31 protein-coding genes are annotated in these 26,617 nt (G+C 70.0%); 16 read left to right on the forward strand and 15 right to left on the reverse strand.

The features are described 5' to 3' along the window. The first annotated feature begins 2 nt into the window (after positions 1-2). From B9N97_RS31915 to B9N97_RS31925, 3 genes are all read left to right on the forward strand, one after another. Positions 3-1,334 (forward strand): GH1 family beta-glucosidase, encoded by a 1,332-nt coding sequence (locus tag B9N97_RS31915; RefSeq protein WP_085091865.1) that lies wholly within the window; start codon positions 3-5, stop codon positions 1,332-1,334. A 76-nt stretch (positions 1,335-1,410) separates the two neighbouring features. Beyond that, a complete protein-coding gene (locus B9N97_RS31920) occupies positions 1,411-1,695 on the forward strand; it encodes a type II toxin-antitoxin system RelE/ParE family toxin (RefSeq protein ID WP_085091866.1) in 285 nt (94 codons plus the stop codon). A 10-nt stretch (positions 1,696-1,705) separates the two neighbouring features. Then, on the forward strand, positions 1,706-2,068 hold the full coding sequence (locus B9N97_RS31925) for a HigA family addiction module antitoxin (protein ID WP_085091867.1): 363 nt from the start codon (positions 1,706-1,708) through the stop codon (positions 2,066-2,068). 15 nt (positions 2,069-2,083) lie between these two features. Here the strand turns inward: B9N97_RS31925 and B9N97_RS31930 are convergent, their stop codons facing one another. The 6 genes from B9N97_RS31930 to B9N97_RS31960 all read right to left on the reverse strand — a co-directional run bounded on the left by B9N97_RS31930 (position 2,084) and on the right by B9N97_RS31960 (position 7,568). Next, positions 2,084-2,668 carry a HutD/Ves family protein gene (locus B9N97_RS31930; protein ID WP_085091868.1) on the reverse strand — a complete coding sequence of 195 codons (585 nt, stop codon included), beginning with the start codon at positions 2,666-2,668 and terminating at the stop codon, positions 2,084-2,086. 58 nt (positions 2,669-2,726) lie between these two features. Then, on the reverse strand, positions 2,727-3,425 hold the full coding sequence (locus B9N97_RS31935) for a hypothetical protein (RefSeq protein WP_085091869.1): 699 nt from the start codon (positions 3,423-3,425) through the stop codon (positions 2,727-2,729). A 709-nt stretch (positions 3,426-4,134) separates the two neighbouring features. After that, entirely contained in the window at positions 4,135-5,178 is a 1,044-nt protein-coding gene (locus tag B9N97_RS31945; RefSeq protein ID WP_085091871.1) for a YihY/virulence factor BrkB family protein, read from the reverse strand. Positions 5,179-5,191: 13 nt separating this feature from the next. Continuing rightward, complete coding sequence (locus B9N97_RS31950) at positions 5,192-6,043, reverse strand: DUF3618 domain-containing protein (RefSeq protein ID WP_085091872.1); 852 nt, start codon at positions 6,041-6,043, stop codon at positions 5,192-5,194. An 85-nt stretch (positions 6,044-6,128) separates the two neighbouring features. Then, the gene (locus tag B9N97_RS31955; RefSeq protein WP_085091873.1) at positions 6,129-6,773 is read right to left on the reverse strand and encodes a YjbE family putative metal transport protein; all 645 of its coding nucleotides are present in this window, start codon (positions 6,771-6,773) and stop codon (positions 6,129-6,131) included. A 195-nt stretch (positions 6,774-6,968) separates the two neighbouring features. Continuing rightward, positions 6,969-7,568 carry a HupE/UreJ family protein gene (locus B9N97_RS31960; RefSeq protein WP_085091874.1) on the reverse strand — a complete coding sequence of 200 codons (600 nt, stop codon included), beginning with the start codon at positions 7,566-7,568 and terminating at the stop codon, positions 6,969-6,971. Between the two features lie 239 nt (positions 7,569-7,807). Here B9N97_RS31960 and B9N97_RS31965 point away from each other — a divergent pair, with 239 nt between their 5' ends. The 6 genes from B9N97_RS31965 to B9N97_RS31990 all read left to right on the forward strand — a co-directional run bounded on the left by B9N97_RS31965 (position 7,808) and on the right by B9N97_RS31990 (position 13,958). Further along, positions 7,808-8,977: a nickel-dependent hydrogenase large subunit gene (locus B9N97_RS31965; RefSeq protein WP_244561038.1), complete on the forward strand. Its 1,170-nt coding sequence runs from the start codon at positions 7,808-7,810 to the stop codon at positions 8,975-8,977. An 81-nt stretch (positions 8,978-9,058) separates the two neighbouring features. Beyond that, positions 9,059-10,063: a hydrogenase nickel incorporation protein HypB gene (hypB, locus tag B9N97_RS31970; RefSeq protein ID WP_085091876.1), complete on the forward strand. Its 1,005-nt coding sequence runs from the start codon at positions 9,059-9,061 to the stop codon at positions 10,061-10,063. Between the two features lie 16 nt (positions 10,064-10,079). After that, complete coding sequence (locus B9N97_RS31975) at positions 10,080-10,304, forward strand: HypC/HybG/HupF family hydrogenase formation chaperone (RefSeq protein ID WP_085091877.1); 225 nt, start codon at positions 10,080-10,082, stop codon at positions 10,302-10,304. Positions 10,305-10,347: 43 nt separating this feature from the next. Beyond that, positions 10,348-11,394: a hydrogenase expression/formation protein HypE gene (gene hypE, locus B9N97_RS31980; RefSeq protein WP_085091878.1), complete on the forward strand. Its 1,047-nt coding sequence runs from the start codon at positions 10,348-10,350 to the stop codon at positions 11,392-11,394. A gap of 133 nt (positions 11,395-11,527) precedes the next feature. Further along, positions 11,528-12,250: a sugar transferase gene (locus B9N97_RS31985; protein ID WP_244561039.1), complete on the forward strand. Its 723-nt coding sequence runs from the start codon at positions 11,528-11,530 to the stop codon at positions 12,248-12,250. A 280-nt stretch (positions 12,251-12,530) separates the two neighbouring features. Continuing rightward, entirely contained in the window at positions 12,531-13,958 is a 1,428-nt protein-coding gene (locus B9N97_RS31990) for a S41 family peptidase (protein ID WP_085091879.1), read from the forward strand. Between the two features lie 12 nt (positions 13,959-13,970). On the opposite strand, the gene B9N97_RS31995 is transcribed toward B9N97_RS31990, so the two are convergent. Next, on the reverse strand, positions 13,971-14,726 hold the full coding sequence (locus B9N97_RS31995; RefSeq protein WP_244561040.1) for a 4'-phosphopantetheinyl transferase family protein: 756 nt from the start codon (positions 14,724-14,726) through the stop codon (positions 13,971-13,973). A gap of 124 nt (positions 14,727-14,850) precedes the next feature. Here B9N97_RS31995 and B9N97_RS32000 point away from each other — a divergent pair, with 124 nt between their 5' ends. From B9N97_RS32000 to B9N97_RS32015, 4 genes are all read left to right on the forward strand, one after another. Further along, a complete protein-coding gene (locus B9N97_RS32000) occupies positions 14,851-15,831 on the forward strand; it encodes a phosphoribosylaminoimidazolesuccinocarboxamide synthase (protein ID WP_085091881.1) in 981 nt (326 codons plus the stop codon). A 15-nt stretch (positions 15,832-15,846) separates the two neighbouring features. Next, positions 15,847-16,800: a D-2-hydroxyacid dehydrogenase family protein gene (locus B9N97_RS32005; protein ID WP_085091882.1), complete on the forward strand. Its 954-nt coding sequence runs from the start codon at positions 15,847-15,849 to the stop codon at positions 16,798-16,800. A 25-nt stretch (positions 16,801-16,825) separates the two neighbouring features. Then, positions 16,826-17,602, forward strand: a complete 777-nt coding sequence (locus B9N97_RS32010; RefSeq protein WP_348520109.1) for a phosphatase PAP2 family protein — start codon at positions 16,826-16,828, stop codon at positions 17,600-17,602. Positions 17,603-17,726: 124 nt separating this feature from the next. Further along, positions 17,727-18,242, forward strand: coding sequence for a hypothetical protein (locus B9N97_RS32015; protein WP_085091884.1), 516 nt, complete (start codon positions 17,727-17,729; stop codon positions 18,240-18,242). Between the two features lie 22 nt (positions 18,243-18,264). Here B9N97_RS32015 and B9N97_RS32020 read toward each other — a convergent pair whose 3' ends face one another. Genes B9N97_RS32020 through exbB form a run of 3 tightly spaced genes read right to left on the reverse strand, consistent with a single transcriptional unit; the run spans position 18,265 to position 20,440 of the window. Then, positions 18,265-19,113: an energy transducer TonB gene (locus B9N97_RS32020; protein ID WP_085091885.1), complete on the reverse strand. Its 849-nt coding sequence runs from the start codon at positions 19,111-19,113 to the stop codon at positions 18,265-18,267. Then, positions 19,110-19,541, reverse strand: coding sequence for a TonB system transport protein ExbD (gene exbD / locus B9N97_RS32025; RefSeq protein WP_085091886.1), 432 nt, complete (start codon positions 19,539-19,541; stop codon positions 19,110-19,112). Before exbD ends, B9N97_RS32020 begins: the two co-directional genes overlap by 4 nt. A 5-nt stretch (positions 19,542-19,546) precedes the next feature. Further along, complete coding sequence (gene exbB / locus B9N97_RS32030) at positions 19,547-20,440, reverse strand: tonB-system energizer ExbB (RefSeq protein ID WP_244561041.1); 894 nt, start codon at positions 20,438-20,440, stop codon at positions 19,547-19,549. Positions 20,441-20,822: 382 nt separating this feature from the next. On the opposite strand from exbB, the gene B9N97_RS32035 reads away from it, so the two are divergent. The 3 genes from B9N97_RS32035 to B9N97_RS32045 are packed head-to-tail and all read left to right on the forward strand — an operon-like array spanning position 20,823 to position 22,355. Beyond that, on the forward strand, positions 20,823-21,077 hold the full coding sequence (locus B9N97_RS32035) for a hypothetical protein (RefSeq protein WP_085091887.1): 255 nt from the start codon (positions 20,823-20,825) through the stop codon (positions 21,075-21,077). Between the two features lie 55 nt (positions 21,078-21,132). Continuing rightward, on the forward strand, positions 21,133-21,912 hold the full coding sequence (locus tag B9N97_RS32040) for an SDR family NAD(P)-dependent oxidoreductase (RefSeq protein ID WP_085091888.1): 780 nt from the start codon (positions 21,133-21,135) through the stop codon (positions 21,910-21,912). Beyond that, complete coding sequence (locus tag B9N97_RS32045; RefSeq protein WP_085091889.1) at positions 21,909-22,355, forward strand: nuclear transport factor 2 family protein; 447 nt, start codon at positions 21,909-21,911, stop codon at positions 22,353-22,355. Before B9N97_RS32040 ends, B9N97_RS32045 begins: the two co-directional genes overlap by 4 nt. On the opposite strand, the gene B9N97_RS32050 is transcribed toward B9N97_RS32045, so the two are convergent. The 5 genes from B9N97_RS32050 to B9N97_RS32070 all read right to left on the reverse strand — a co-directional run bounded on the left by B9N97_RS32050 (position 22,318) and on the right by B9N97_RS32070 (position 26,488). Beyond that, positions 22,318-22,848, reverse strand: a complete 531-nt coding sequence (locus tag B9N97_RS32050) for a DUF3833 domain-containing protein (protein WP_085091890.1) — start codon at positions 22,846-22,848, stop codon at positions 22,318-22,320. The genes B9N97_RS32045 and B9N97_RS32050 overlap by 38 nt on opposite strands. Before the next feature lie 16 nt (positions 22,849-22,864). Continuing rightward, complete coding sequence (locus tag B9N97_RS32055; RefSeq protein WP_085091891.1) at positions 22,865-24,142, reverse strand: SAM-dependent methyltransferase; 1,278 nt, start codon at positions 24,140-24,142, stop codon at positions 22,865-22,867. Continuing rightward, a complete protein-coding gene (locus tag B9N97_RS32060; RefSeq protein ID WP_085091892.1) occupies positions 24,139-24,801 on the reverse strand; it encodes a DUF1365 domain-containing protein in 663 nt (220 codons plus the stop codon). The genes B9N97_RS32055 and B9N97_RS32060 overlap by 4 nt, the downstream gene beginning before the upstream one ends. Before the next feature lie 62 nt (positions 24,802-24,863). Next, positions 24,864-25,109 (reverse strand): DUF1365 family protein, encoded by a 246-nt coding sequence (locus tag B9N97_RS32065; protein ID WP_085091893.1) that lies wholly within the window; start codon positions 25,107-25,109, stop codon positions 24,864-24,866. Continuing rightward, the gene (locus B9N97_RS32070; protein ID WP_085091894.1) at positions 25,109-26,488 is read right to left on the reverse strand and encodes an NAD(P)/FAD-dependent oxidoreductase; all 1,380 of its coding nucleotides are present in this window, start codon (positions 26,486-26,488) and stop codon (positions 25,109-25,111) included. The genes B9N97_RS32065 and B9N97_RS32070 overlap by 1 nt, the downstream gene beginning before the upstream one ends. Between the last annotated feature and the right edge of the window lie 129 nt (positions 26,489-26,617).

Raw genomic sequence — 26,617 nt, forward strand, 5'->3', positions numbered from 1 at the left:
CCATGACCGACCGGACCTTCTCCTATCCGCCCAACTTCGTCTGGGGCGTTTCCACCTCCGCCTATCAGATCGAGGGGGCGGCGGCCGAGGATGGGCGCGGCGCCAGCATCTGGGACGTGCGCTGCCGCACCCAGGGCGGGGTGGTGAACGGCGACACCGGCGACGTCGCCTGCGACCACTACCACCGCATGCCGGAGGATGTGGCGCTGATGAAGGGGCTGGGCGTCGACGCCTACCGCTTCTCGGTCTCCTGGCCCAGGGTGATGCCGCGCGGCAAGGGCGCGGTGAACGACGCCGGGCTGGACTTCTACGACCGGCTGATCGACCGGCTGCTGGAGTCGGGCATCGAGCCCTGGCTCTGCCTCTACCATTGGGACCTGCCGCAGGCCCTGCAGGATCTGGGCGGCTGGTCGTCCCGCGACTGCGCCGGCTGGTACGCCGATTATGCCGCGCTCTGCGCCCGGCGCTACGGCGACCGGGTGAAGCGCTGGATCACCTTCAACGAGTTCTCGGTCTTCACCCTGTTCGGCTATGCCATCCCCTGGGCGGCGCCGGGCATCGTCGACCGGGCGCAGCATCTGCGCGCCATCCACCACGTCAATCTCGCCCATGGCGCCGGGGTGGACGTGCTGCGCGACATGGTGCCGGGGGCCTCCATCGGCGCCATCCACAACCGTCAGGTCGTCATCCCCGAGACCGACACGCCGGAGAACCGCGCCGCCGCAGCATTGCTGGACGAGCATTGGAACCTCGTCTTCTGCGACCCGCAGATCCTGGGATACTACCCGCCGCAGACCGCCGCCGCCATCGAGCCCTATGTCCGGCCCGGCGACATGGCGCGCATCGCCCGGCCGGTGGACTGGTTCGGGCTGAACCACTACGGCCCGATCTTCGCCAAGGCCGACCCGGCGCGGACCTGGGGCTATGGCTGGGGCGACGCGCCGCCTGATTCGCCGACCCACGGCGTCGGCTGGGCGATCTTCCCCGACGCCTTCCGCGACGAGCTGCTGACCATCCAGCGCCGCTACCGCCTGCCCATCGTGGTGACAGAGAACGGCTGCGGCGGCAGCGACACCGTCAGCCCCGACGGCAGGGTCCATGACCCGCACCGCATCAACTATCTGACCATCTACAACGCCGCGATGCGCGACGCGATGGCCCAGGGTGCCGACGTGCGCGGCTATTTCGTCTGGTCGCTGCTGGACAATTTCGAATGGGGCAGCGGCTATGGCCAACGCTTCGGCATCGTCCATGTCGATTTCCAGACCCTGGCCCGCACGCCGAAGGATTCGGCGCGCTGGTACGCGGAACTGATCCGGGCGGCGAAGGCCTGACCCTCATACGGAATGGTTCCGTCATACGTCACCGTAACGCTTGACGGAACCATTCCGCTTTCCTAGGTTTATCGCAGTGATCAAGTCCTTCGCCGACAAGCGGACCGTGGCGCTGTTCCTCGGCAGGCCGATCAAGGGAGTTCCTTCCGACGTTGCGCTGCGTGCCCATCGCAAGCTGGTCATGATCGACAAGTCGGCTCTGCTGGAAGATCTGCGCAATCCGCCGGGCAACAAGCTGGAATCGCTGGACGGTGACCGTGCCGGCCAACACAGCATCCGCGTCAACAAGCAATGGCGCATCTGTCTGACATGGGTCGACGGCGACGCCTATGATGTCGAGTTCTGCGATTATCACGACTGAGAGGATCGACATGACCATCCGCCGCGAAGAACTTGAGGCCGAATATCCGGACCTGTCGGATGTCGTCGATTCCGCCGCCGTCCCCTTCACGCCCGTTCATCCCGGAGAAATCCTGCGGGAGGAATTCCTGGAACCGAAGGGGATTTCCGCCTACCGCCTTGCCAAGGACATCGGCGTTCCCCTGACCAGGATCACGGCGATCCTGGAAGGCAAGCGTGCCATCACCGCCGACACTGCCTTGCGCCTTTCGCGCTACTTCCGCATGTCCGAAGGATTTTGGGCCAATTTGCAAGCCCATTACGACATCGAGGTCGCCAAGCGCGCGCTCGGCGACCGGCTCGATACCGAAGTGAAAGCTATGGAAGCCGCCTGAGGGCGATCCATCCCGTCAGCGCCGCCGCACCTCCGCGCAGACGCCCTCCGCCCCGTCCGGTGCCTCCACCAGCACGGCCGCGTCGCGCAGAAGCAGGCTGTGGCCGGCGGGAACCGTCAGCGCCACCCCACCGTCCGGGATGACAGTCAGCGTTCCGGCCAGCGCATGGACCAGCAGCACGTCGCCGGCGGCGCGATGGGCAGGACTTCCCGCCAGCAGGGTGAGCGTGCCGGTCGCCGATGCGCGGTCCAGCATCAGGTTCACGTCGCGGATCGGGCCGGCGGTCGGCTCACACCAGACTGGTGCCTCGCCGGGGAAGGCGAAGGCGGGCTCCAGGCGGCGGCGTTCGACTGGCACGGCGCCATCGACCGACAGGCGCATGCCGTCGCCCTCCACCACCGCGATCAGCCGGTCATAGCCGGGAAAGGCGGAGAAGGGGCCGGGTTCGATCACGTCGGCGATGCTGACGCGCCAGACGAAGCGGCCGTCGGCGACCGGCTCCACCGCCAGTTCGGTGGTGACGCCGCCGCCATTCTTCCAGGGAACGCGGCGATGGTCGGCCGGGGTCAGGCGCGTGATGGACGGGTCTTTGGACTGCAAGGGTCTGCTCCGGAACGGATCGGCTCCGCCCGGTCATAGCACAGCCGACAGCCCGGCTTCACACGAACAGGCTGAAGCTGCCCATCAGCTTCTGCGTGCCGGTCTGGCCGGTGGGGATGGAGTTCATGCTGCTGATGGCCTGATTCAGCCCGTCGAGCGTCGCCTGCTGGCCGGTCGACAGCGTCAGGCCGGTGTCGCCCTTGGCCGGCTGCTTGGCCACGGTGTCGTAGTCCTGGCTGTAATTGCCCATCACCAGCTGCATGGCGTAGTTCTTCGGGTCCTTGTCGGACTGGCCCTTGTCGCGGGTGACGCGCAGGGTGTAGTCGCCCTTGTCGACCGTCAGGTTGCCGGCCTGCAGCTTCTTGAAGGCGGTGTAATTGTCGCCGGCCTTCGGGTCGCTGTCGGCCATCACCCGGCCAAGCCGGTTCATCAGCTGGACATGCACGCCGTCGTCGCCGACCTGGCCCATGGTCAGTTCGCCCTTGGTGACGACCTTGAACTTGTAGAAATCGACCTTGTCGTTCGCGGCCAGCGTGCTGGCGACGTTCAGGCGGGTGGTGTTCTTGGAAATCACGCCGATGTCGGTCGCGCCGGCATTGGTGTTCAGCGCCGACTTGTTCACCGTCTTGGAATATTCCTTGACGTCGCCGACCGCCTGGTTGCTCTGCGACTTCTTGATCGCCTCGACCGCATTGTTGATCGAGGCGTTGAGGCTGGACACCAGGGAGTTGACGCTTGAGAGAGCATCATCCGCCATGATCAGTCATCCTTCTTCCGATCCGATCCCCACGCCCGAAACCAAGTCCGAAAACCCGATCCGAACGCCGTTCGAGGAGCACCAAACAAGAGGTACGGCCGGCTGAGCCGTAACCCGGACACGTCTGCCCTAAGGGAGTATACGACAACAGCCGGCGGAACATAGGCAGGATTCGTGATTTTTTTGGTCGAAAGCTGGGATGCGGGACCTGCACGCCATGGTCGGCGGCCCCATCCGGCTCAGGACCGCGGCTTTTCCCCGTTACTTGACAGCGACTCGGCGCGGGTGTTTCCGGCCGTCGTGGCAAGGCCGGCCGGCCGCGGGGACGACTCGGCGGCCCCCGATACGGCAGAGTCTTCGGCGATCGGGCAGTGGGGCGGCTGGGTGGGGCCGGTAACGACATCGAAATCGAACATGACAACCTCTCTTCGCGGATGGTGAGGCCGTCCGGGTCGCCCGTGTTCGGATTTTCAGGATGTGAGGCCCATCAAAGGCCGGGGTCACAAACACGAAAGCCGCCGCGGGTCGGTCCGGGCGGCTTCGGGAGTGAGCGACAGATGCGCGTTCCTAGGCCGCCGAACGAAACCAGCGGCCAAAATATCGGGAACGTCCTGAGGACGCGATGGAAAGCATCTGTTGCATGGGGCGACCATAGCGCGCGGTTGCCGCCCTGCCAAGAAGGATTTTGGCCAAGTGGGATGCTTGCCGGTCAGCCGGCCTTCCGCTCGCCCACCGTGTCGGCGACATAGGCGTCGCGCCGGCCCATCGGGCGGGAGGGCTGGCCGTCGCGGTCGGTGGTGTCGCGGGCGGTCTGGTGCTCGATCTCCGCGTTCAGCTCCGCCCCCATCAGCACGACATAGGAGGTCAGGTTGAACCACAGCAGCAGGATCACGACGGCGCCGACCGACCCGTAGGTCTCGTTGTAGCTGCCGAAATTCGACACATAGATCGAGAAGCCCAGCGACCCCAGCAGCCAGACCGCGGTCGCCACCGCCGATCCCCAGGTGACCCAGCGCCATTGCGGCTCGCGCCGGTCGGGGGCGTAGCGGTAGAAGACGGCCAGCGCCAGCATGATCGTCACCGCCAGGATCGGCCAGCGGGCGAGGCTGGCGATCCAGCCGATCGGGGTGTCCTGCAGCCCGACGATGGCGATGGCGGCCGGCACGGCGACGATCATCACAATGGCGAGGATGACGAACAGCAGCCCCGCCACCGTCAGCCCCATCGACAGCGCCGCCAGCATGATGAAACCGCGCGTCTCCTTCTCGCCATAGGCGATGTTCAGCGCCGTCACCAGCGAGTTGGTGCCGCGCGACGCGCTCCACAATGTCAGCAGCAGGCCGAAGATCAGGCCGAAGCCCAGCCCCTGCGACGGGGCGGTCGCCACCTTGCGCGCCTGATCGCTGACGATGGACAGCGCTTCCGGCGGCAGCAGGCTGCCCAGCTGGTTCAGCTGGCTCTCGATCATCGACGGGTCGGCGACGAGGCCGTAGATCGACACCAGCGCCGCGACGGCGGGGAAGATGGCGAGCAGCGCGTAATAGGCGACGCCGGCCGCCAGCATCGACACGTTGTCCTTGCTCTGCTCGTCCCACACCCGCAGCAGGATGTCCTTCCAGCCGCGCTTGGGGATGTCCGACGGGCTGTCCGCCGACCGGCCACGGCCGCCGCCCCCGCCGTTGCCGTCATTCGCGGCGCGCCCGTCCGCGCGGTTGCGGTGCTCGTAGTAATGGCGTCGGCTCAGCCCCAGCATGCCCCCGCCCCCCTCAGACCACGGCTTCGCGCAGGGCGCCGACGCGATGGCGCGCCGTTTCGATGGCGTGGAACTGTGCGCCGATGACGACCTGCAGATGGTCGTCCGGCGTGTCGCGCAGGGCATCGCGGAACAGCGACAGCGTGCCGTCCAGCCCGCCTTCCAGCCGGGCCAGCAGATCGCCGCGGGCGCCCGGCCCGCCGGCCCCGGCCATCACGCTGCGGGCGCTGGCCTCGGCCAGTCCATGCATCGGCGACCAGACGCGCGTGCCCTCGCCGGCGGTCTCGATCCAGCCGCCGCCGGTACGCAGTTCGGCGTCCAGCGCCATGGCGCTGCGGTCGAGCTGGTCGGCCAGATCCTCCAGCCGGGCGGACAGCGTCGTGTCGGCGATGGTCATGTCGGCGCGGCGGAAAGCCTCGGCGCCGTCGCGGCAGGCGGCGATCAGGTCGGTCAGCAGATGGCGGCTGCGCGGGTCCAGGTGGCGGCCATGGGGGTCGTAATCGTCGAATTCGGTGGCCGATTCCGGCGTGCGGGCGACCGCAACGGCAAGCCAGAGGGCGCCGACGCCCATCAGCGCCACGGGGATCGGGTTGGCGCGCACCGCGCGGGCGATGCGGCCGGACAGGCCGTCGCCGCCGCCCTGGATCACGTCGCGCACCACCTGCACCACACCGCCGGACATCTGGCCGGGCGACAGGCGGAACTCGATCTCGTCGATCACCGAGTCCATGCGGGCGCGGATCGACTGGATCTCGTGCTCGATCTCTTCCGGCCGGCGGCCCTGGGGGGAGGTGGCTGTGGCGGCCGCATCGGAGTGAGCGGCGGACGGAGCGGCGGACGGAATGGCGTCGTTGTGATGGGTCATGCCGGGCGTCTCCTGTGGGGGCTGCCGGCTTGCAACACCAGGAGACGCCGATTGTTCCGGCCGCGCCGGCCCGGAACCCGCCCGATCAGGTCACATGCTGGGCGAAAGCCATGACCTCCATGCTGCCCTGCCAGATCATGCGGACGGCGACATAGACGATGACCACCAGCCCCAGATAGGCGATCCAGTGGAAGCGGTTCAGCAGCCGCGCGATCACCGTCGCCGCCGCGCCCATCAGCGCCACCGACAGCAGCAGGCCGATGGCCAGCACCCACAGATGCTCGCGCGCCGCACCCGCCACCGCCAGCACATTGTCGAGCGACATCGACACGTCGGCGATGATGACCTGCCGGATGGCCGCGCTCACCGGCTTGCCGCCCCCGGCGGGAACAGCGGCGGCATCGTCATCCTCCTCGTCCATCAGGGCGGCGGCCTCTGCCTCCTCGCGCTGGCTGCGCAGCTCGCGGAACAGCTTCCAGCACACCCACAGCAGCAGCAATCCGCCGGCCAGCGTCAGCCCGATGATGTCCATCAGCCGGGTGGCCGCCAGCGCGAAGCCGATGCGCAGGACCACCGCGGCGGCGATGCCCCAGAAGATCACGCGTGCGCGTTTCTCGCGCGCCACCCCGGCGGCGGCCATGCCGACGACGATGGCGTTGTCACCAGCCAGCACCAGGTCGATGAACACCACTTGGGCAAGCGCGATCAATTCCGGAATCAGCGAGTCCACGGTCTGTCCGTCGATTTTCAGTTGAGGAGATGCGGGCGGGGGAGGCCTGCCCTATAGCGCGTGAACACGCGGCGGCGCAACCTTGTCGCCCGGCGCATGTGGAAAAATGTCGCTTCACTGCGGCATTTCCACAAAAAAGGCCGGACGGTCTCCCGCCCGGCCTTCCTCATGAACTTGGGATCGCAAGGCTTCGGATCAGGCCAGCGCGGCCAGCGCCACGCCACCCAAACTGATGGCGGCACCCAGGCCGCGCAGGGCGAGAGGCGCCCCCGTCCCGCGGGCGATGCCGCGCAGCGACAGGGCCGCGGCGACGCCGGCGCCGTGCAGCAGCGCGGTGGCCAGCGCGAAGCCGAGGCCGTAGAGCAGCGGCTGCGCCGCCTCCGGCATCTCGGCGCCATGGGCGTGGCCGTGGAACAGGGCGAACGCCGCGACCACCGCCATCGACAGCGGCAGCGACAGGCGCGACTGTGCGGCGACCAGGGCGCCCAGCGCGATCACCGACCCGGCGATCCCCAGCTCCACCGCCGGCAGCGCGATGCCGCTCATGCCCAGCAGCCCGCCGCCGATCATGGCGGTGACGAAGGCGGCCGGCAGCGCCCACAGGGCGGCACCGCCGCGCTGCGCCGCCCACAGCCCGACCGCGACCATCGCCAGCAGATGGTCCCAGCCGCCGATCGGATGCAGGAAGCCATGGGCGAAGCCCGCGTCATGGGCGCCGAAGGTGTGGGCGTCGGCGACCGCGGGCAGCACCAGCCCGGCCAGCAGCACCGCCGAGGCGAGGGGGAAACGTTTCATTGACCAGCATCCTCTGATGTCGTGTCGCGCCCATGGAATTTCGCCGCCCGGAATCTCCGGCCCGACGCATCGGAGCCCGGCGGTGTGGCGCTGTCGGGGCGAAGTGTAGCAGAAAGCATCAGCCCGGCCATGGCCGAGAGGGGGGCTCCACCCCGCCGGATCTACGTCTTTTGACGCAGGTCAATGAGTTGCACCCCCGATCCGTCACCATGCGCTGCCCGATGCCACAGGAATCCCCGATGTCCACCGCCACGCTTCCCGGAGAGGGTTCGGTCTCCATCCGGCTGTGGCTCGGCGGCGGAGCCATCCGCCGCGCCGAGGTCGCCGCCCGCCGCCCGCGTGCGGTGGCCGCCCTGGTCGGACGCAAGGCGGAGGAGGCGGCGCGGCTGGCGCCCCTGCTGTTCAGCCTGTGCGGCAGCGCCCAGGGGCTGGCAGTCGCCCGTGCCTGCGAGGCGGCGCTGGGAATCGACGCCACTCCCCACGAGACAGCCCGCGCCCTGCTGACCGATGCGGAGGCGCTGGACAGCCATGGCTGGCAGGCCGTGGTCGAATGGCCGGCACGCCTCGGCGCCCCGCCCCGCCCGGCGGCCTTGCGCGACCTGCGCGCGGCGGTGTCCTTGATCCTGCCGGCGCTTTACCCCGCCAAGGACGGGTTGCGCCCCGGCGGCGGCGTCCTGCGGCCGGACACGGTGGCCCTGCGCGAGGCGCTGGCACGGATAACCGGCTGGCTGGAGACGACCGTCTTCGCCGGCACGCCGCCGCGGGATGCCGACGACCTCGCCCGCTGGGCGGCAGGCGGCGGCAGCGACGCGGCACGGCTGGCCGCCCGGCTGCTGTCGCCCGAACTGGCCGGCTGGGGCGCCTGCGGCTCACCGCTGCTCGGCGAACGGCAGCCCGACTGGTTCGCGGCGGCGCTGAGCGGCGACCCGTCCTTCGCCGCCAATCCCCGATCCAAGGATGCCGCCGCCCTGACCGGCCCGCTGGAGCGGCAGGCGAACCACCCCCTGGTCGCCTCGGTGACGGAGCGCTTCGGCGACGGGCTGGCCCGGTTGTTCGCGGCGCGGCTCGCCGATCTGGCGGAGCTGCCGCGGCGGATGGAGGCGGCCATCGCCGACCTTCGCCCCGCCGAGCCGGCCAGTGCCGGACGGCCCGGCCCGGGCGAGGGCTGCGGCGTGGCGGAGACGGCGCGCGGGCGTCTGGCCCATTGGCTGCGGCTGGACGGCGACGGTCGGCTGGCCGACGCCCGCATGGTGGCGCCGACCGACTGGAACTTCGCCGCCGACGGCCCGCTGGCGCGCGGGCTGGCGGGGGCGGCGGCGCGCGACCGCGACGATGCGGTGGAGCGGGCGCGGCTGCTGGTCGCGATGCTGGACCCCTGCGTCGCATGCGGCATAGAAGTACACGAATGACGAGCGCTTGCCGAAGCCTGCGGGCAGGCCGATGATGGGCGGGGCGGACGGATTGCGGATCGAAGAGCGGGAGAGCGCGTGATGTGCACGGTTTGCGGATGCGGCGAAGGCGAAACCCGGATAGACGGCAAGGCCGCCGATGCCGAGCATGAGCATATCGGCCCCGACGGCAAGGTCTATCGCCATCGCCATGGCGAGGCGCACCACCATGCCCATCATCACCATGACGACACCCACGAGCATGTCGCCCCCGACGGCACGGTGTTCCGCCACAGCCATCACGATCATGAGCCCCACGACCACGGGCATGACGACCACGGCCACCATCATCACACCCACGACCACCACCGTCCCGACCGTGCCGACGCCATCGACGGCGGCGCCGCGCTGAACCAGCCGCGGCTGGTCACCATCGAACGCGACATCCTGGCGAAGAACGACGGTCTGGCCGCCGTCAACCGGCGCCGCTTCGCCGAGCGCGGGGTGTTCGTGCTGAACCTGATGTCCAGCCCCGGATCGGGCAAGACCACCCTGCTGACCCGCAGCCTGACCGACCTGAAGGGCCGCTTCCCCGTCGCGGTGATCGAGGGCGACCAGCAGACCAGCTTCGACGCCGACCGCATCCGCGCCACCGGCACCCCGGCGGTGCAGGTCAACACCGGCAAGGGCTGCCACCTCGACGCCTCCATGGTGGCGCAGGCCGCCGACAAGCTGGCGGCCGACGGCCAGTTCGCCGGGGACGGCGTGCTGTTCGTCGAGAATGTCGGCAATCTGGTCTGTCCCGCCGGCTTCGACCTGGGCGAGACCCACCGCGTCGTCGTCCTGTCGGTGACGGAGGGAGAGGACAAGCCCCTGAAATACCCGGACATGTTCGTCCGCGCCGACCTGCTGGTGGTCAACAAGATCGACCTGCTGCCGCATCTCAGCTTCGACGTCGAGCGCATGATCGGCTACGCCCAGCGCCTGAACCCGTCGCTGGCGGTGATCCAGCTGTCGGCCACCACCGGCCAGGGGCTGGAGGAGTGGTACGACTGGATCGCCGACGGTCTGGCGGAGTCCCGCGCCTCCCACGCCGCCACCGTCTGACCGGAGGACCCTCGCCATGTGCCTTGCCGTCCCTGCCCTGGTCACCGCCCTGCTGCCCGACGACCGCGCCACCGTCAGCCTGGGCGGCGTCACCTCCACCTGCTCGCTGGAGCTGGTCGATGGGGTCGCCGTCGGCGACTACGTGATCGTCCATGTCGGCTACGCCCTCTCCCGCCTCGACGCCGAGGAGGCCGAGCGAACGCTCGCTCTGCTGGCCGAGGTCGCGGACGCCGCTGCCTGACGCCCCTCCTCCACACACCGCCGACCACCCGGACCCCACGCCCATGACCGACCGCCGCCTCTTCACCCGCAAGCTCGACATCGCCCGCGGGGCGGTGGACATGACCCACGGGTCGGGCGGCAAGGCGATGGCGCAGCTGGTGCGAGAGCTGTTCGCCGCCGCCTTCGCCAACCCGTATCTCGACCAGGGCAACGACCAGGCCGCCTTCGACGTGCCGGGCGGGCGCATGGTGATGACGACCGACGGCTTCGTCGTCTCGCCGCTGTTCTTCCCCGGCGGCGACATCGGGTCGCTGGCCGTCCACGGCACGGTGAACGACGTCGCCATGGCCGGTGCCGTGCCGCTGCACCTGACCGCCGGCTTCATCATCGAGGAGGGCTTCCCGCTCGCCGACCTGAAGCGGGTGGTCGACAGCATGGCCGCCGCGGCACGCGAGGCCGGGGTCGCCATCGTGTCGGGCGACACCAAGGTGGTGGAGCGCGGCAAGGGCGACGGCATTTTCATCACCACCACCGGCATCGGCATGGTGCCGCCGGGCGTCGCCCCCTCCGGCGACCGGGCGCGGCCGGGCGACTCGATCCTGGTCAGCGGCACCATGGGCGACCATGGCGTCGCCATCATGTCGACCCGCGACAATCTGGGCTTCGAGACGGCGATCCTGTCCGACAGCGCGGCGCTGAACGGGCTGGTCGCGGCGATGGTGGCGGCGGTGCCCGACGTCCATGTGCTGCGCGATCCCACCCGCGGCGGGCTGGCGACGACGCTGAACGAGATCGCCCACCAGTCCGGCGTCGGCATGCGGCTGCGCGAATCGGACATCCCGGTGCGGGCGCAGGTCGCGGCGGCCTGCGAATTGTTGGGATTGGACCCGCTCTATGCCGCCAACGAAGGTAAGCTGATCGCGATCTGCGCCGAAGAGGAGTGCGACCGTCTGCTCTCCGTCATGCGCGACCACCCGTTGGGACGGGACGCCGCCCGCATCGGATGTGTGGTGGAAGACCCCCACCGCTTCGTTCAGATGGAGACCCGTTTCGGTGGCCGCCGGATCGTGGATTGGCTGACCGGGGAACAGCTTCCCCGGATCTGCTGACCCGTACCGGCGGGCTAACTCACCCTTTCCAAATGTCTCGTCCCTTTGGCGGGACCCCTTTCGCGCGCTGGCCGTTGCCTCTCTCGGATGGTCCTATGCTCTGACCCGAGACGATCAGCGACGAGAGAAAATAATGGCGTTGTCCAACATCGCCCTTCTGGGCGCTCCCCGTCTGGACCCCGGCCGGATGGCCGGGACCCGGTCGGCGATGCAGGCGATGGACCGGCTTCCCGGTTGCCCACCCTTGCACAGGCACCGCGTGAAGCGCGCCTTCGACATCGTCGGCGCGCTGGGGCTGCTTGCGGTTTTCGGGCCGCTGATGCTCGTGCTCGCCTGGATGGTGGCGCGCGACGGCGGCCCGGCGGTGTTCGGCCACCGGCGCATCGGCGCCGACGGGCGCCCCTTCACCTGCCTGAAATTCCGCTCCATGGTCGTCAACTCGGCCGAGGTGCTGGAACGGCTGCTCGCCACCGACGAGACGGCGCGCGCCGAATGGCTGTCGGCGCGCAAGCTGCGCAACGACCCGCGCATCACTCCGGTCGGCCGCTTCCTGCGCAAGTCGAGCCTGGACGAGTTGCCGCAGCTCATCAACGTCCTGCGCGGCGACATGAGCCTGGTCGGCCCCCGCCCGATCATCGACGACGAGGTGTCCTATTACCACGCCTGCTTCCCCTTCTACACCCGCTGCCGCCCCGGCCTGACCGGGCTGTGGCAGGTCAGCGGCCGCAGCGACGTCGATTACGTGCGCCGCGTCCAGCTCGACACCGCCTATGTCGTCGGCTGGAACTTCTGGGCCGACATCGGCATCATGCTGCGCACCGTGCGGGTCGTGGTGAAGGGCAGCGGCGCCTACTGACGCCCCTCCGCCCGCTCTCCAAAAGCGTTCGTCCGTTCGGACAGGTCGCGCGTTCCATCGGGGCGCGCGACATCGCCGTTTGTGCGCCCTATCTCTGGAGTCCGCCCTCCTGCGCGGTTCGGCCGATCCTTCCCGGGCATGACCCTCTTGCCGAAATCGGGATGGATTTTGAGAATGGGCGGACGACGTGCTAGGGTCGCGGCAACCGGCGAAACACTGGTATAAGTGAACGATGCGCGTAAGACCGCCGGCCGGATCGGCCAGTCAAGAGGGTCCAAGGATGGCGAAGCTGCTGGCTGCCTTGCTGCTGATGATGGTGGCGATCGGCCCCGCCTGCGCCGTGGCGCCCACCAGCCGGGCCGACACCGTCGCGGCGCTCGACCGCTACCGGACGGATTTCGCGAAGATCCGCGGCTATGGTTCGCTGTCCACCGCCGACCGCAATTACGTCCTCTTCTCCGACGCCATGCGCCGTGTCCTGACGGAGCATGTGAAGGCCTACGATCCGCAGGTGCTGATCGACAAGGCGGAGGACGGGCTGAAGAAGAAGAAGGCGGAGAGCCCGAAGGCCAGCGACCGCGTGCTGACCGAGGCGGCGCTGGACAGCATGCTGGGCTCGCTCGACCCCTACTCCAGCTTCCTCGACGCCGAGCGCTACCGCTATCTGCGCGAACAGACGCAGGGCGAGTTCGGCGGTCTCGGCATCGAGGTGACGATGGACGAGGAAAGCGGCCTGATCAAGGTCGTCTCCCCCATCGACGGCTCGCCCGCCGCCCGCGCCGGCCTGCGCAGCGGCGACCTGATCGCCCGCATCGACGATGTGGCGGTGAAGGGGCTGAACCTGCACGACGCCGTCGCCCGCATGCGCGGGCCCGTCGGCAGCTCCGTCGCCCTGTCGATCCGCCGCCCGCCCTCGACAGAGGCCAACACGCGCGTTTCGCTGACCCGCGCCATCGTGAAGATCCAGCCGGTGCGCTATCGGCTGGAGGGCAACGTCGCCTATGTCCGCATCGCCACCTTCAACCAGTCGACCTCCACGGCGCTGGACGCGGCGATCGAGACCATGCGCCGACAGGCGAAGGGCCGGCTGACCGGCGCCGTCATCGACCTGCGCAACAATCCCGGCGGCCTGCTGGAGCAGGCGGTGCAGGTGGCCGACCGCTTCCTGGAAACGGTGGACATCGTCTCCGTCCGTGGCCGCGATCCGGAGGAATCCCGCAACTACCGCGGCACCCCCGGCGACCTGCTGGCCGGCCTGCCGGTGGTGGTGCTGATCAACAGCGGCTCGGCCTCGGCGTCGGAGATCGTGGCCGGCGCCCTGCAGGACCATCACCGGGCGCTGTTGTTCGGCTCCCGCTCCTACGGCAAGGGGTCGGTGCAGACGATTTCCTCGCTCAGCGTCGACACCGGCATCCGCCTGACCACCGCCCGCTACTACCGCCCGTCGGGGGCGCTGGTGGACTGCTTCGGCGTCTCCCCGAACCTGGAGGTCAAGCCGACCCACGGCAGTACCGAGGAAACCCACCCCGACCCTGCCACCTGCGACCCCAACGCCCCGGTCCCGCCGAAGCCGCAGGTTTGGCTGGCGCAGGACATGTGCCCCGACGTGATGGACAAGGCCCCCAAGCCCGACGACGACCGCCCGCTGGAATGCGCCGTCTCCGCCATCCGCAACCGCCTGACCGGAACGCTGGCCGGCGGGGAGTGAGGTAGGGTCCCCCTACCCCACGAACCCCGCATCCATCACCCGAGTCTCCACCCTCCAGCCGGTGCCGTGCGCCGCGATGGCGGCGATGGTGCCGGGCAGCACCCGGCGGTCGAACAGGCTCCACTCCGCCGGCGTCCCGACATCGCCGCGCAGACGCCCGTCGATCTCCAGCAGGGCCGGCGACGCACCGGGCGTCACCTCCACCGCGAACTGGTCGAGCGGCATCGACAGCCCGACGCCGGCCGCCTTGATGAAGGCCTCCTTCCGGGTCCAGGCCAGCAGGAAGCCCTCGTCCCTTTGCTCCGGACCCAATCCCTGCAACGCCGCACGCTCGCTCGCGTGGAAGAAGCGGTCGGCGATGCCGTCGGCGCTTTCGATCGGGCGCAGCCGCTCGATGTCGACGCCGATCCGCCCCTCCGCCGCCACGGCGATGGCCAGCGCATCCTCGCTGTCGCTGAGGTTGAAGGCCGGGCCGCCGGCCAGCGCCGGCTTGCCGTGCGTGCCGTAATCGAAGACCAGCCCCGCCGGATCGCGCCCGGTGCAGCGCCCCAGCAGCAGCCGCAACAGCCCGCGGCGCAGGATGAAGCGCTCGGTCAGCCGTTCCATCATGAAGCGGTCGGCGCGCTCCACCTCATCGGCGGACAGCAGGGCGCGCATCGCCTCCCTGTGGGCCGACAGGGCGGCCAGATCGGCGAACCAGACGCGGACGACTCCGGGCGGCAGGACATAGTCGCCGGCGCCCTCCGTTGCGGTTCCGGCTGCGGGCATTCTGATGGTCCCGTCATGCATCGGACAGCGATCCTCCCTCTCAATTTAGCGCCCTGGCTCCGGCGGGGGTTTCGGGTATCATGCGCGCCTCTCGCATCCGCCCCTGCATCCGGACCAGGATCCCATGGTTGACACCGCCCTGCTCGCCCCGCATCTGACCAACGTTCTTCGTGACGCCTTCATCCCGGAGCTGCCCAATCATTACCGCGGCAAGGTGCGCGAAAACTACGACCTTCCGGACGGGCGGCGGATCCTGATCACCACCGACCGTCTGTCGGCCTTCGACCGCGCCCTGACCGCCATCCCCTTCAAGGGGCAGGTGCTGACCCAGACCGCCCGCTTCTGGTTCGAGGCGACGAAGGACATCTGCGCCAACCATGTCCTGGAATACCCCGATCCCAACGTGGTGGTGGCCAAGCGCCTGACCATCATGCCGGTCGAAGTCGTGGTCCGCGACTACATGGCCGGCACCACCGGCACCTCGATCTGGTCGATGTACAAGCAGGGCCGGCGCGAGATGTACGGCCACATCTTCCCCGACGGGCTGCGCCAGAACCAGAGGCTGGAAACCCCTATCATCACGCCGACCACCAAGGCCTTCGACGCCGGCCATGACGAGGAGCTGACCGCGGCCGAGATCGTCGGGCGCAACCTGCTGACCCGCGCCCAGTGGGACGAGGTGTCGGACAAGGCGCTGGCGCTGTTCGCCCGCGGCCAGAAGATGGCGGCGGAGCGCGGCCTGATCCTGGTCGACACCAAGTACGAGTTCGGCTTCGACGAGGACGGCAACATCCTGCTGGCCGACGAGATCCACACCCCGGACAGCTCGCGCTACTGGTTTGCCGCCAGCTATCAGGAGCGGTTCGAGGCCGGCGAAAAGCCGGAAAGCTTCGACAAGGACTTCGTCCGCAACTGGGTCGTCGCCCGCTGCGATCCCTACACCCAGGACATCCCGGAAATCCCCGCCGAGGTGGTGCTGGAAGCGGCCCGCGTCTACATCGAAGCCGGCGAGACCATCACCGGCCGCCCGTTCGAGGTGCCGGCCACCGCCGTCCCGATCCTCGACCGCATCCGCGCCAACCTGGCGCCCTACTTCACCAAGTAAGCGGGAGAGGGCTCCATGCGCGTCGCCGTCCTCGACGATTACCAGGGGGTCGCCCGCGACCTCGCCGACTGGTCGCAGCTTCCCGCCGGCAGCGACCTGACGGTCTTCGAGCAGCCACTCGGCGATATGGACGCGGTGGCGGCGGCGCTTGAGCCCTTCGACGTGCTGGTCATCATGCGGGAACGCACGCCGTTCCCGGCAAGCCTGATCGACCGGCTGCCGAACCTGAAGCTGCTGGTCACCACCGGCGCCCGCAACAACGCCATTGATCTTGCGGCCTGTGCGGCGCGCGGCATCCCCGTCTGCGGCACCCGCATGGTCGGGGCGCCGACGGCGGAACTGACCTGGGGCCTGATCCTGGCGCTGGCCAAGCGCATCCCGGCCGAAGAGCGCGCGCTGCGCGAGGGCCGCTGGCAGACCGGACTGACCGGCGACCTCGGGGCCAAGCGGCTGGGTCTGGTCGGCTTGGGCAAGCTCGGCAGCAAGGTCGCCAAGGTGGGTCAGGCCTTCGGCATGGAGGTGGTGGCCTGGAGCCCCAACCTGACCGACGAGCGCGCGGCGGAGGCCGGGGTGACCCGTGTCGAAAAGCGCGAACTGTTCGCGACCTCCGACGTGGTCAGCATCCATCTGGTGCTGAGCGAGCGCACCCGCGGTGTGGTCGGGGCGGAGGAGATCGGCGCGATGAAGCCGACCGCCCTCCTCGTCAACACCTCGCGCGCCGGGCTGGTGGACGAGGCGGCGCTGGTCCATGCGCTGCGCCACGGCCATATCGGCGGCGCCGGCATCGACGTCTTCCCCATCGAGCCTCTGCCGAAAGACAGCCTTTGGCTTGACCTTCCCAACACCGTGCTGACGCCCCATCTCGGCTACGTGACGCGGGAGAATTACGCGGTGTTCTACCGCGACGCCCTGGAGGATATCCTGGCCTGGACGGCCGGCTCACCGGTGCGGCTGCTCTCTCCCGCCTGAACGGGCAACGGGATGGAGGATGCCGGTGAGGACGAGTGACGGGGCCGGGGACGGGGCCGGGGACGCGACCAGGGGCAGCATCCGGGCGGCGGTGCGGGACAGGCTGAACCGCTATCAGCCCGGCGTTCTGATCGGCCTGTCGGTCATCGCCGGCCTGCTGTTCGGCTTCGTCGAACTGGCCGGCGAGGTGATGGAGGGCGAGACCACCGCCTTCGACAAGCACATCCTGCTGGCGCTGCGCGATCCGCTGAACCCCGACCTGCCCGGCGGCCCCTGGTGGCTGGCCCGGGTGGCGCGCGACATCACCTCGCTCGGCAGCACCACCATCCTCGCCATCCTCACCGCCGCCACGCTGGGCTTCCTGCTGCTCCTGCACAAGCGGGCGGCGGCCCTGCTGGTGCTGGTGTCGGTCGGCGGCGGCGGGGCGCTCAGCACCGTGCTGAAGATGCTGTTCGACCGCGCCCGTCCCGATCTGGTGCCGCATGGCGATCAGGTGATCTCCGCCAGCTTCCCCAGCGGCCACGCTATGCAGTCGGCCGTCGTCTACCTGACGCTGGGCGCCCTGCTGACCCAGTTCGTCGAGGGCCGGCGGACCAAGGCCTATCTGCTGAGCTGGGCGATGCTGCTGACCCTTATCATCGGGGCGAGCCGCGTCTATCTCGGCGTCCACTGGCCGACCGACGTGCTGGCGGGCTGGAGCGTCGGTGCCGCCTGGGCGGCGCTGTGCTGGATGGTCGCCGAATGGCTGCAGCGCCGCGGCGCGGTGGAGCAGGATCGGCCGGAAGCCACGGCGGGACGATAGGGGCGGGCAAATAGCGGTAGGACGCTGATCCGGGTGCGTCGCACCAAAGGTTAACAAGCGGCTTGAATACCGACGCTTGCCCGCCGATAGTGTCGACCCTACCCCTTTCGGATCAGGCCGCACCATGCCGCAGGGCACCCTCGACCGCGAAACCCTGGAAGCCGTCGGCGTCCTCGCCCGCGCGGTGGAGCGCGAGCGGGTGCCCGGCGTCCTGGAATGCCGCCTGCTGGCGAACGCGCTGAAACGCACCCTGGACAGCGGCCGGGAACGCGAACTGACCGAGGCGTCGCGCGTCTTCCGCACGCTGGATGTCGACCTGCGCGAACGCATCGTCGCCCGTGCGCGGGTGGAGGCGCAGCAGGCCCGCGCCCAGGCGAAGGCCGCCGCGGCGCCGGACGGCGCCGTCGATCGGGAAGAGGTCACGCAGGAGATTCCGGCGCTGCCCGCCTGGCGCGTCTCCGAACCGAAGGGCCGCGAACAGAAGGCGCGCGCCGGCACCAATTTCCTGGCCGCCCTCAACGGCCTGCGCCCGGCGGCCACCACCGGCGGCTCCAGCCGGGGCGCGGCCCGCGACCGCCTGCGCGCCGCCGTCGATTCCCAGCGCCGCGTCGGCCAGCGGGCGGAACCGACGCTGGACTGAATGTGACGCCGCGGATCGCCGATCAGCGGATGAAGAACTGGACCGGGACCACCAGTTCGATGCGGTCCTTCGCCATCTCCTCCGGCGGGGCCGGCAGGGGGGAGGCGCGGCGGACCATCTCCACCGTCTCCTCGTCCAGCGACGGCACGCCGGAACTGCGGTCGAGCCGGACCGACAGCACGTTCCCGTCGCGGTCGATGGTGAAGCGGACCTGGGCAACGCCCTCCTGCCGACGGGCCTGGGCGGCGCGCGGATAGCGCTTGTGCCGTTCCAGATGGCTCAGCAGCCGTCCCTGCCAACTTGGAATCGCCCGGCTGGCTGCGGCCGACGGCGCCGGTGCCGCCGGTGCGGGAGCCGGTGCAGGCGCCGGCGGAGCGGTCACCGGGGCCGGCTGCACCGGCTGGGCCACCGGCCGGGGCGGCTTCGGCTTCTCCGGTTTGGGCTTTTCCAGTTTGGGCTTCGGCTTCGGCGGTTCGGGCGGCGGTTTGGGCAGCACCACTTCCGGCTCGACCACGGGGGGCGGCTCCGGCGGCGGCGGCGGTTCCTCGACCACCGGTTCGGGTTCGGGCGGCGGCGGTTCAGGGTCCGGTTCGATCACCGGCTCCGGCATCGGTTCCGGCAGGGGAATGTCGATGGCGGGCGTCGGCTCCGGCGGCGCCACCGGCAGCGGCGCCAGTTCCAGCAGCACGGCCGGCGGGTCGGCCTCCGACTGCGTGATCGGCACATGCCACGCCACCATCGCCACGCCGGCCGCGGCATGGACGCCCAAGGCCAGCATCAGGCTGCCGCCCCAGCGGAAAGCCCCGCGCGCCGGACGCTCCGCCCCGTCGGCGGACCAGCCCGCCGCGTCCTGGTCGAAGGCCGCACTCATGGCGCCGGCGCCGCTTCCAGCCCGACGAGGCCGATCTTCAGATAGCCGGCGGCGCGCAGGCTGTTCATCACCTCGGTCAGGGCGCCGTAATCCACGGTCTTGTCGGCGCGCAGGAAGACGCGCTGGGTCTTGTCGCCGTGGGTGGCGGCGTCCAGCGCCGCGCCCAGGGCCTCCCTGGTCGTCGTGGTGTCGCCCAGCGACAGGGTCTTGTCGGCCTGGATGGTCAGGAACAGCGGCTTGTCCGGCCGCGGCGTCGGCGTGGCGGTGGAGGCCGGCAGATCGACCGGCACATCCACCGTCGCCAGCGGGGCCGCGACCATGAAGATGATCAGCAGGACGAGGACGACGTCGATGAAGGGCGTGACGTTGATCTCATGGGTTTCGGTCAGATCGTCGTCGCTGCCGCTGGAGCCGAGTCGCGCACCCATCGCCGTCACTCCGCCGCACGGGAATTGCTGTGGGGACGCGGCAGCGCATGGCGGTCGATGTCGCGGCTCAGCAGGCGCAGCACCGCCGCCGACGCGTCGGTCAGCTGCGCCTTGTGGCCGCCGATGGCGCGGCTGCAGGCGTTGTAGACCACCACCGCCGGGATGGCGGCGACGAGGCCGATGGCGGTGGCCAGCAGCGCCTCGGCGATGCCCGGCGCCACCACGGCGAGGTTGGTGGTCTGCGCCTTCGAAATGCCGATGAAGCTGGTCATGATGCCCCACACCGTGCCGAACAGGCCGATGAAGGGGCCGGTCGAGCCGATGGTGGCGAGGATGCCGGTGCCGCGCGCCATGCGCCGGCCGGCCGCCGACTCGATCCGCTCCAGCCGCGAGGCGGCGCGGTCCATCAGCCCGTCGCGCGACGGCGCGTCGGCCGACAGATGGGTCTCGGCGACCACGGCGCGGACCAGCGCCGCCGCGGTGCCCTGGCTGAAGCCGACCCGCTCCGCCGCCTGCGACAGCGAGCGCGACTCCTCCAGCATCGCCAGCGCCGCGCGCGCCTTGCGCCTGGCCGACGACAGCTCCACCGTCTTGGCGATGGCGATGGTCCAGGTGACGACCGAGGCGAGCGCCAGACCCACCATCACCGCCTGCACCACCGGGCTGGCGGTGACGAACATGCCCCAGGGCGACAGGTCGTGCGGCAGCGAGGCGAGAGCGGCAGCCGCTGCGTCCGGAGCGGACTGCACCGCCCCCTGCACCGCCTCCACCGGCGCCGACACCGCCCCGGCGGCGGGCGCGGCGGCCTCCTGCGCGCGGGCGGCGGCGCCGGCCATCAGAGCGCCGGCACCGGCAAGTGCGGCGGCCAGCGCAGGACGGTGGCGAAACGATGTCGGCATGGCGGTCCAACTCCCCCTCGGCGCGTGTCCGGCACGCGCGGTGCAAAAATCCCGATGGCGCTCCGGCGCTATGCTCCAGAGCGGATACCCCACGCGGTTATAATGCGAATGAGTCGCACTCGCACTGAAAATCGACCGCCGCCGACGGGGAAACTTGCGTTTTTGTGGGAATTCGCCGCCCTAAGGCCGTGGTTTCATTGGCCCCACGAACAGTCTCGACCACCGGAACAGCCATCCGCGATCAAGTGCGAATAAGTCTCACTACCATCATTGAGCCCCGCTGTCGTGAAGAATCTCGACGCCGCGCAACCTTCCGGCGCTCCGGCCGGTTGAACCGACAAACGAGACAGCGCCAATCGAGACAGCGCCAAGGAGAAGGCCGATGACCCAGGTTTCGGTTGTGGAGGAGAAGGGCAGTTTCAGGCTGGTGGCCTGCGACGGCCGCTTCGCCGTGGTGGAGGCACGGGCGGGACGGGTGTTCGGCCTGCCGGATGACGCCGAGGGTGGCCGCGACGGCGCCTCCGACAGCCCCGACGGCATCGCGTCGGTCGCCCGCTGGACCGGCGAGGACGAGGCCCGCGCCCTGATGCGCGACCTGTCGGAACGCGGCGACCAGCTGGCCCGCCGCATCTGGTGATCCGGCGGGGCCCCGGCTGCGTATCGGCCCCGAGCCAGTCCGAAGAGCGTACGCGATGAACGAAACGCAAGCCGAAGCGAACGGCAAGCCGCCCGGCATCACCTGGATCACCGGCGCCAGCAGCGGCATCGGCCGGGCGCTGGCGATCCATCTCGCCGACGGCGGTGCGCGGGTGGCGCTCTCCGCCCGCTCGGTCGAAGATCTGACGTCAACGGTGCAGCACAGCCCGGACCGCATGCGCCTGTTCCCGCTGGACGTCACCGACCGCGTCGCCACCACCGCCACCGTCGCCGCCATTGAACGCTGGCTAGGCCCCATCGACCGGGCGGTGCTGAACGCCGGCACCCACACCCCGATGTCGCTGGCGGATTTCTCCGCCGACACCGCCCGCCGGCTGATGGAGGTCAACTATATGGGCGTGGTCCATGGGCTGGAGGCGCTGCTGCCGCGGATGCGGGCGCGCAGGCGTGGGCAGGTGGCGGTGGTCGCCTCCGTCGCCGGATACCGCGGCCTGCCGACGGCGGCGGCCTATGGCCCGACCAAGGCGGCGCTCATCAACCTGTGCGAATCGCTGAAGCCCGACTGCGACCGCGCCGGGATCAGGCTGCAGCTGGTCTGCCCCGGCTTCGTCGACACGCCGCTGACCGCCCGCAATCCCTTCCCCATGCCGGACCTGATGCCGGTGGAGAATGCGGCCCGCCAACTGGCGGAGGAACTGGAGAGCGACCGCTTCGAGATCACCTTTCCCAAACGCTTCACCCGCAAGCTGAAGCTGGCGCGCTGCCTGCCCTATCGGCTTTACTTCCCGCTGGTGCGCAAGGCGACAGGGGCATGACGGACGATCCAAGACACCGCGGGCTGGACGCCTGGGTCGATTTCTTCGAATCGCTCAGCGTCGAAACGCTCGACCGGCTGCCGGCGCTGACCGTGCCGGAGGTGCGTTTCCGCGACCCCTTCAACGACGCCCGCGGGCGCGACGCGGTGCGCGCGGCACTGGTCCACACGCTGAACGGCTGCCGCGATCTGCGCTTCACCGTCACCCACCGGCTGTTCGCACCCGATCTGGCGATCCTGCGCTGGCGCTTCGAGGCGACGGTGACCGGCATCGGCCGGATGGACGTGATCGGCACCAGCGAGGTGCGGCAGGTTGCCGACGGCCGGGTGGCCGAGCATATCGACCATTGGGATTCCGGCGAGCATGTCTATCTGCGCCTGCCGCTGCTGGGCGCCCCACTTCGCGCTATTCGGCGGCGGCTGGGGGCTGCACCGCCGGATTGACATCGGCGACGGGCCGGACCATCCGGCTTTCGGGCAGGAAGAACAGGCTGACCGTGCCGATCCACAGGCCCCAGCGATAGACATTGGCGCGGTTGATCAGCGCATCGCCCGGCTGCAGCCACATCCAGTCGTCGAAGCGCACGCGCCAGCGGTCGCCGCCCACCTTCAGCGCCATCTCGTAGGTCCAGTTCAGCGCATTGCCGGCCGACCGCCCCACCGCCGTGCCGATGACGTCGTCGGCCCGCCCCTCATAAGTACCCTCTACCGTCCTGGTGATGCGCCAGACCCGGCGGTCGGTCTCGCCGTCGGCATAGAGGAAGCGTTCGTCCAGCACCAGTTCCCGCCCGTCCCACTGCCCGTCGATGGCGACGGTGAAGCTGCGGCGCAACGTGCCGAACCGGTCCTCGAACACGCCCCAGGCATGGATGCGCCCGGCGAAATAGCGCTCGATCCGCAATTCGGGCGTGTTGCCGGCGAAATCCCCGATCTTCATCGCGAGTGGTCCCCGCTCACGGCTTGCGGAAGCGCCAGAGACCGACGTCGATGGTCCCGGCACGGAACCCGGCCTCGCAATAGGCGAGGTAATAGTCCCACAGCCGGCGGAACCGGTCGTCGAAGCCCATCGCCGCCACCTGCGGCCCGGCCTCCAGGAAGCGCCGCCGCCACTCCGCGCAGGTCCGGGCATAGGAGGCGCCGAAAGTCTCGACATGCTCCACCACCAGCCCAGCCCGCTCCGCCTCGGCGCGCAGGGCCGACGGGCAGGGCAGCAGGCCTCCGGGGAAGATGTGGCGCTGGATGAAGTCGCAGCCGCGGCGGTAGCGCGGGAAGCGGGCGTCGTCGATGGTGATCGCCTGGACCACCGCCGCCCCGCCGGGCACCAGCCGGTCGCGCAGGGTGGCGAAATAGCGCGGCCAATGCTCCTCCCCCACCGCCTCGATCATCTCGATGGAGACGATACGGTCGAAGCTGCCTCCAGCATCGCGATAGTCCATCAGCCGCAGATCGACCCGCCCGGCCAGCCCGGCCCGCTCCAGCCGCGCGCGGGCGAAGGCCAGCTGCTCCGCCGACAGGGTCAGCCCGACGACCGAGGCGCCGCGGCGGCCGGCCAGATGCTCCGCCATCCCGCCCCAGCCGCAGCCGACCTCCAGCACCCGGTCGCCGGGGCTGAGTTGCAGCAGGTCGGCGACGCGGGCGATCTTGGCCTCCTGCGCGTCCTCAAGGCTCTGCCCCTCCCGCTCGTACAGGGCGGAGGAATAGGTCATGCCGGGATCGAGCCACAGCCGGTAGAAGCCGTTGCCCAGGTCATAGTGGAAGGCGATGTTGCGGCGGCTGCCGCGGCGGGAGTTGGTGCGGCTGCGGTGGAACAGCCGGTTGGCCGCCGCCGCCGCGACCGTGCCCCTGAATCCTCCCGCCCTGGCCCCGCCACCCTTCGTCCCGCCCCCGATCGCCGCCTCGTTGCGGATCGCCAGTTCGATCAGCGCCGGCAAATCGCCGCTGCGCCACAGCCCGTCGCCATAGGCCTCCGCCATGCCGACCGCGCCGCCCAGCATCAGCCGCCGCGCCGCGGCATCGTCGAGCAGCGTCAGGTCGGCCCGCGGCCCCTCGGCCGGATCGCCGACGCACATCGTCCGCCCGTCGGGCAGGCGCAGGGTCAGCTCACCGCGGCGGATGCCGCCGGCCATCCTCACCAGGGCGCCGGTCCACAGGTCGCGTCCGGTCACCAGCCGCAGCCACCGGGGGTGACGTCGAGGCGCGGTCGCAGCGATCTCGGTAGCGATGTCGGTCATGAATGGCCTTCTCGGAAACGGTCGGGAACGACGATGTTTTTGACGACGGTGACGGGATGGACCGGGGCCGGCGGGCGCGGGCGGATCGCCAGCCCCTTGCGCCACAGCTGCAGCGCCTCCCAATGGATGCCGGCGACCACCTTGGCGGTCATCAGCGGGTGGCGGGCCCAGGCGCGCAGGATGGCGCCGTCGGTCAGCTCCACCCGCCTCAATGTCAGCGACGCATGCAGCACCGGCCCCGCCACATCGGTCTGGCGGATGGACACCGCCAGCGGCTCCCCCGCTTCGCCCATGGGCGGGCGGATGCGGAAGTGATAGGCGGTCTCCATGTCCATGAAGGGCGAGACGTAGAAGCGCTTGTCGCAACTCTGGCGCACCAGCCCGTCCGCTCCCGGCGCCGCCGGGATCAGATAGGCGTGGCGCTGGCCGAAGGTGTTGGTCACCTCATGGATGACGGCGGCGAGCGTCCCATCCCGGCGATGGCAGAACCAGACGCAGAGCGGGTTGAAGACAAAGCCCAGCACCCGCGGAAAGCACAGCAGGCGAACCGGCCCGCCCCCCTCGATCCCTGCCTCCGCGAGTTGGCGCTCGGCCCAACCCTTGAGCCCCCGAATCTCCCTCTCCCCCCCGGGGAGAGGGTCGGGGTGAGGGGGATGCATGGGGAGGATTCCGTGGGAGCGGTGAGTGCGCGGCTCTTGAAGATCCTCGCCGCGCTCCCCCCTCACCCTAACCCTCTCCCCGGGGGGAGAGGGGACTCTCCCAACGGCCCGAAATCGCCATCATTGAACCCGATCAGCCCGAATCGGTTGTGGGCGAACAGCCGCAAGTCGCGGTCCAGCCGGGGAAGCTCGTCCAGATCGGTCAGCAGGCTGAACACCCGGTAGGACAGGCGGTGCCGCACCGGCTTCACCCGGTGGTGCATCACCGTGCCGACATAGAGTCCGGAGGCGAAGCGCCGCCCCTCCATCACGCGGCCTCCAGCTTGGCGGCGCGCGCGGCCGGCGCAGGCCCGACATGGATGCGGCCGGATTCGTTCGGCACCGTCCAGGGCCGGCGTAGGCCACCCAGCGCCTCCGCCACCGCCAGCCCGGCTTGCGCCCCGTCCTCGTGGAAGCCGGCGCCGAAATAGGAGCCGGCGAACCAGGTCCGCCGCCGGCCCTGCAGGCTCCACAGCTGCCGCTGCGCCGCCAGCGCCTCCATCCCGAAGATCGGGTGGTCGTAGAGCACGCTGCGCAGGATGCTGCCCTCGCGCGGCGGGCGGATCGGGTTCAGCGTGACGAACAGGTCGCGCTCCCGCGGCAGGAAGCCCTGCAGCCGGTTCATCCAATAGGTGACGCACAAAGCGTCGTTCCCACCCTCCTGGCCGCCATCCCCCCGCTCGGCCAGATAGTTCCAGCTCGACCACACCGCCCGGCGCTTCGGCATCAGCGCGGGGTCGCTGTGCAGGATGGCGAGGTTGCGCTCGTAACCGAAGGCGCCCAGCAGCCGGCGCTCCTCTCCGCCGGCATCCTCCAGCAGGGCCAGCGCCTGATCGGCATGGGTGGCGATCACCACATGGTCGTGGGCGCGCACGTCGCCGCGGCGGTCGCGCAGCAGGACGCGGCCCTCCTCGCGGACGATGCCCTCCACCGCGCGGTTCAGGCGCAGAACGCCGGGCATGTCGGCCAGGATGCGGCTGACATAGCTGCGACTGCCGCCCTCCACCGTGCGCCAGACCGGCCGGCCCTTCAGCTTCAGCAGGCCGTGGTTGTCGCAGAAGCGGATGAAGGCGGCGGCGGGATGGCCGCGCATCGACTCCGCCGGGCTGGACCAGATGGCGGCGGCCATCGGCAGCAGATGGTCGCGGATGAAGGCGTCGGAATAGCCGCCGCGGTCCAGCACCTCGCCCAGCGTCAGCGTCTCCGCCGCCGGATCGGCCAGCAGCCCCGGCGCTTCGCGGTAGAAGCGCAGGATGTCGGCGATCATCCGCCAGAAGCGCGGGCGCAGCAGGTTGCGCTTTTGCGCGAACAGGGTGCCGGGCGTGCCGGCATACTCCACCCGCCCGCCGTCCAGCGAGGCGGAAAAGCTCATGTCCGTCGCCCGCGTCGGCACGCCCAGATGGTCGAACAGGGCGACCAGATTGGGATAGCAGGGCTCGTTGTAGACGATGAAGCCAGTGTCGACCGGGCCGGCGCCGTCGGCCTCGACCGTGTTGGCATGGCCGCCCGGCCGGTCCTCCTTCTCATAGAGGGTGACGCGGTGCACCTTCGACAGCAGCCAGGCCGCCGACAGCCCGGCGATGCCGGAGCCGACCACCGCGATGTCGAGCGGCGCCGGCGGGGGGAGGTCGGTCGGGGAAAGCGGCATGGGGCGGTCCTTGGCGGATTTCGTCGGGAGTCTGGCGATGCGTGGACCCGGACATTACCCCGAAATGGGTAGGTCCGGCTTGTGATCGGGATACGGCGGCAAATCGCCGTCGGATCATCGCCACGTCCG

The sequence above is a fragment of the Azospirillum oryzae genome, from assembly GCF_900177515.1.
Lineage (GTDB): Bacteria > Pseudomonadota > Alphaproteobacteria > Azospirillales > Azospirillaceae > Azospirillum > Azospirillum oryzae_A.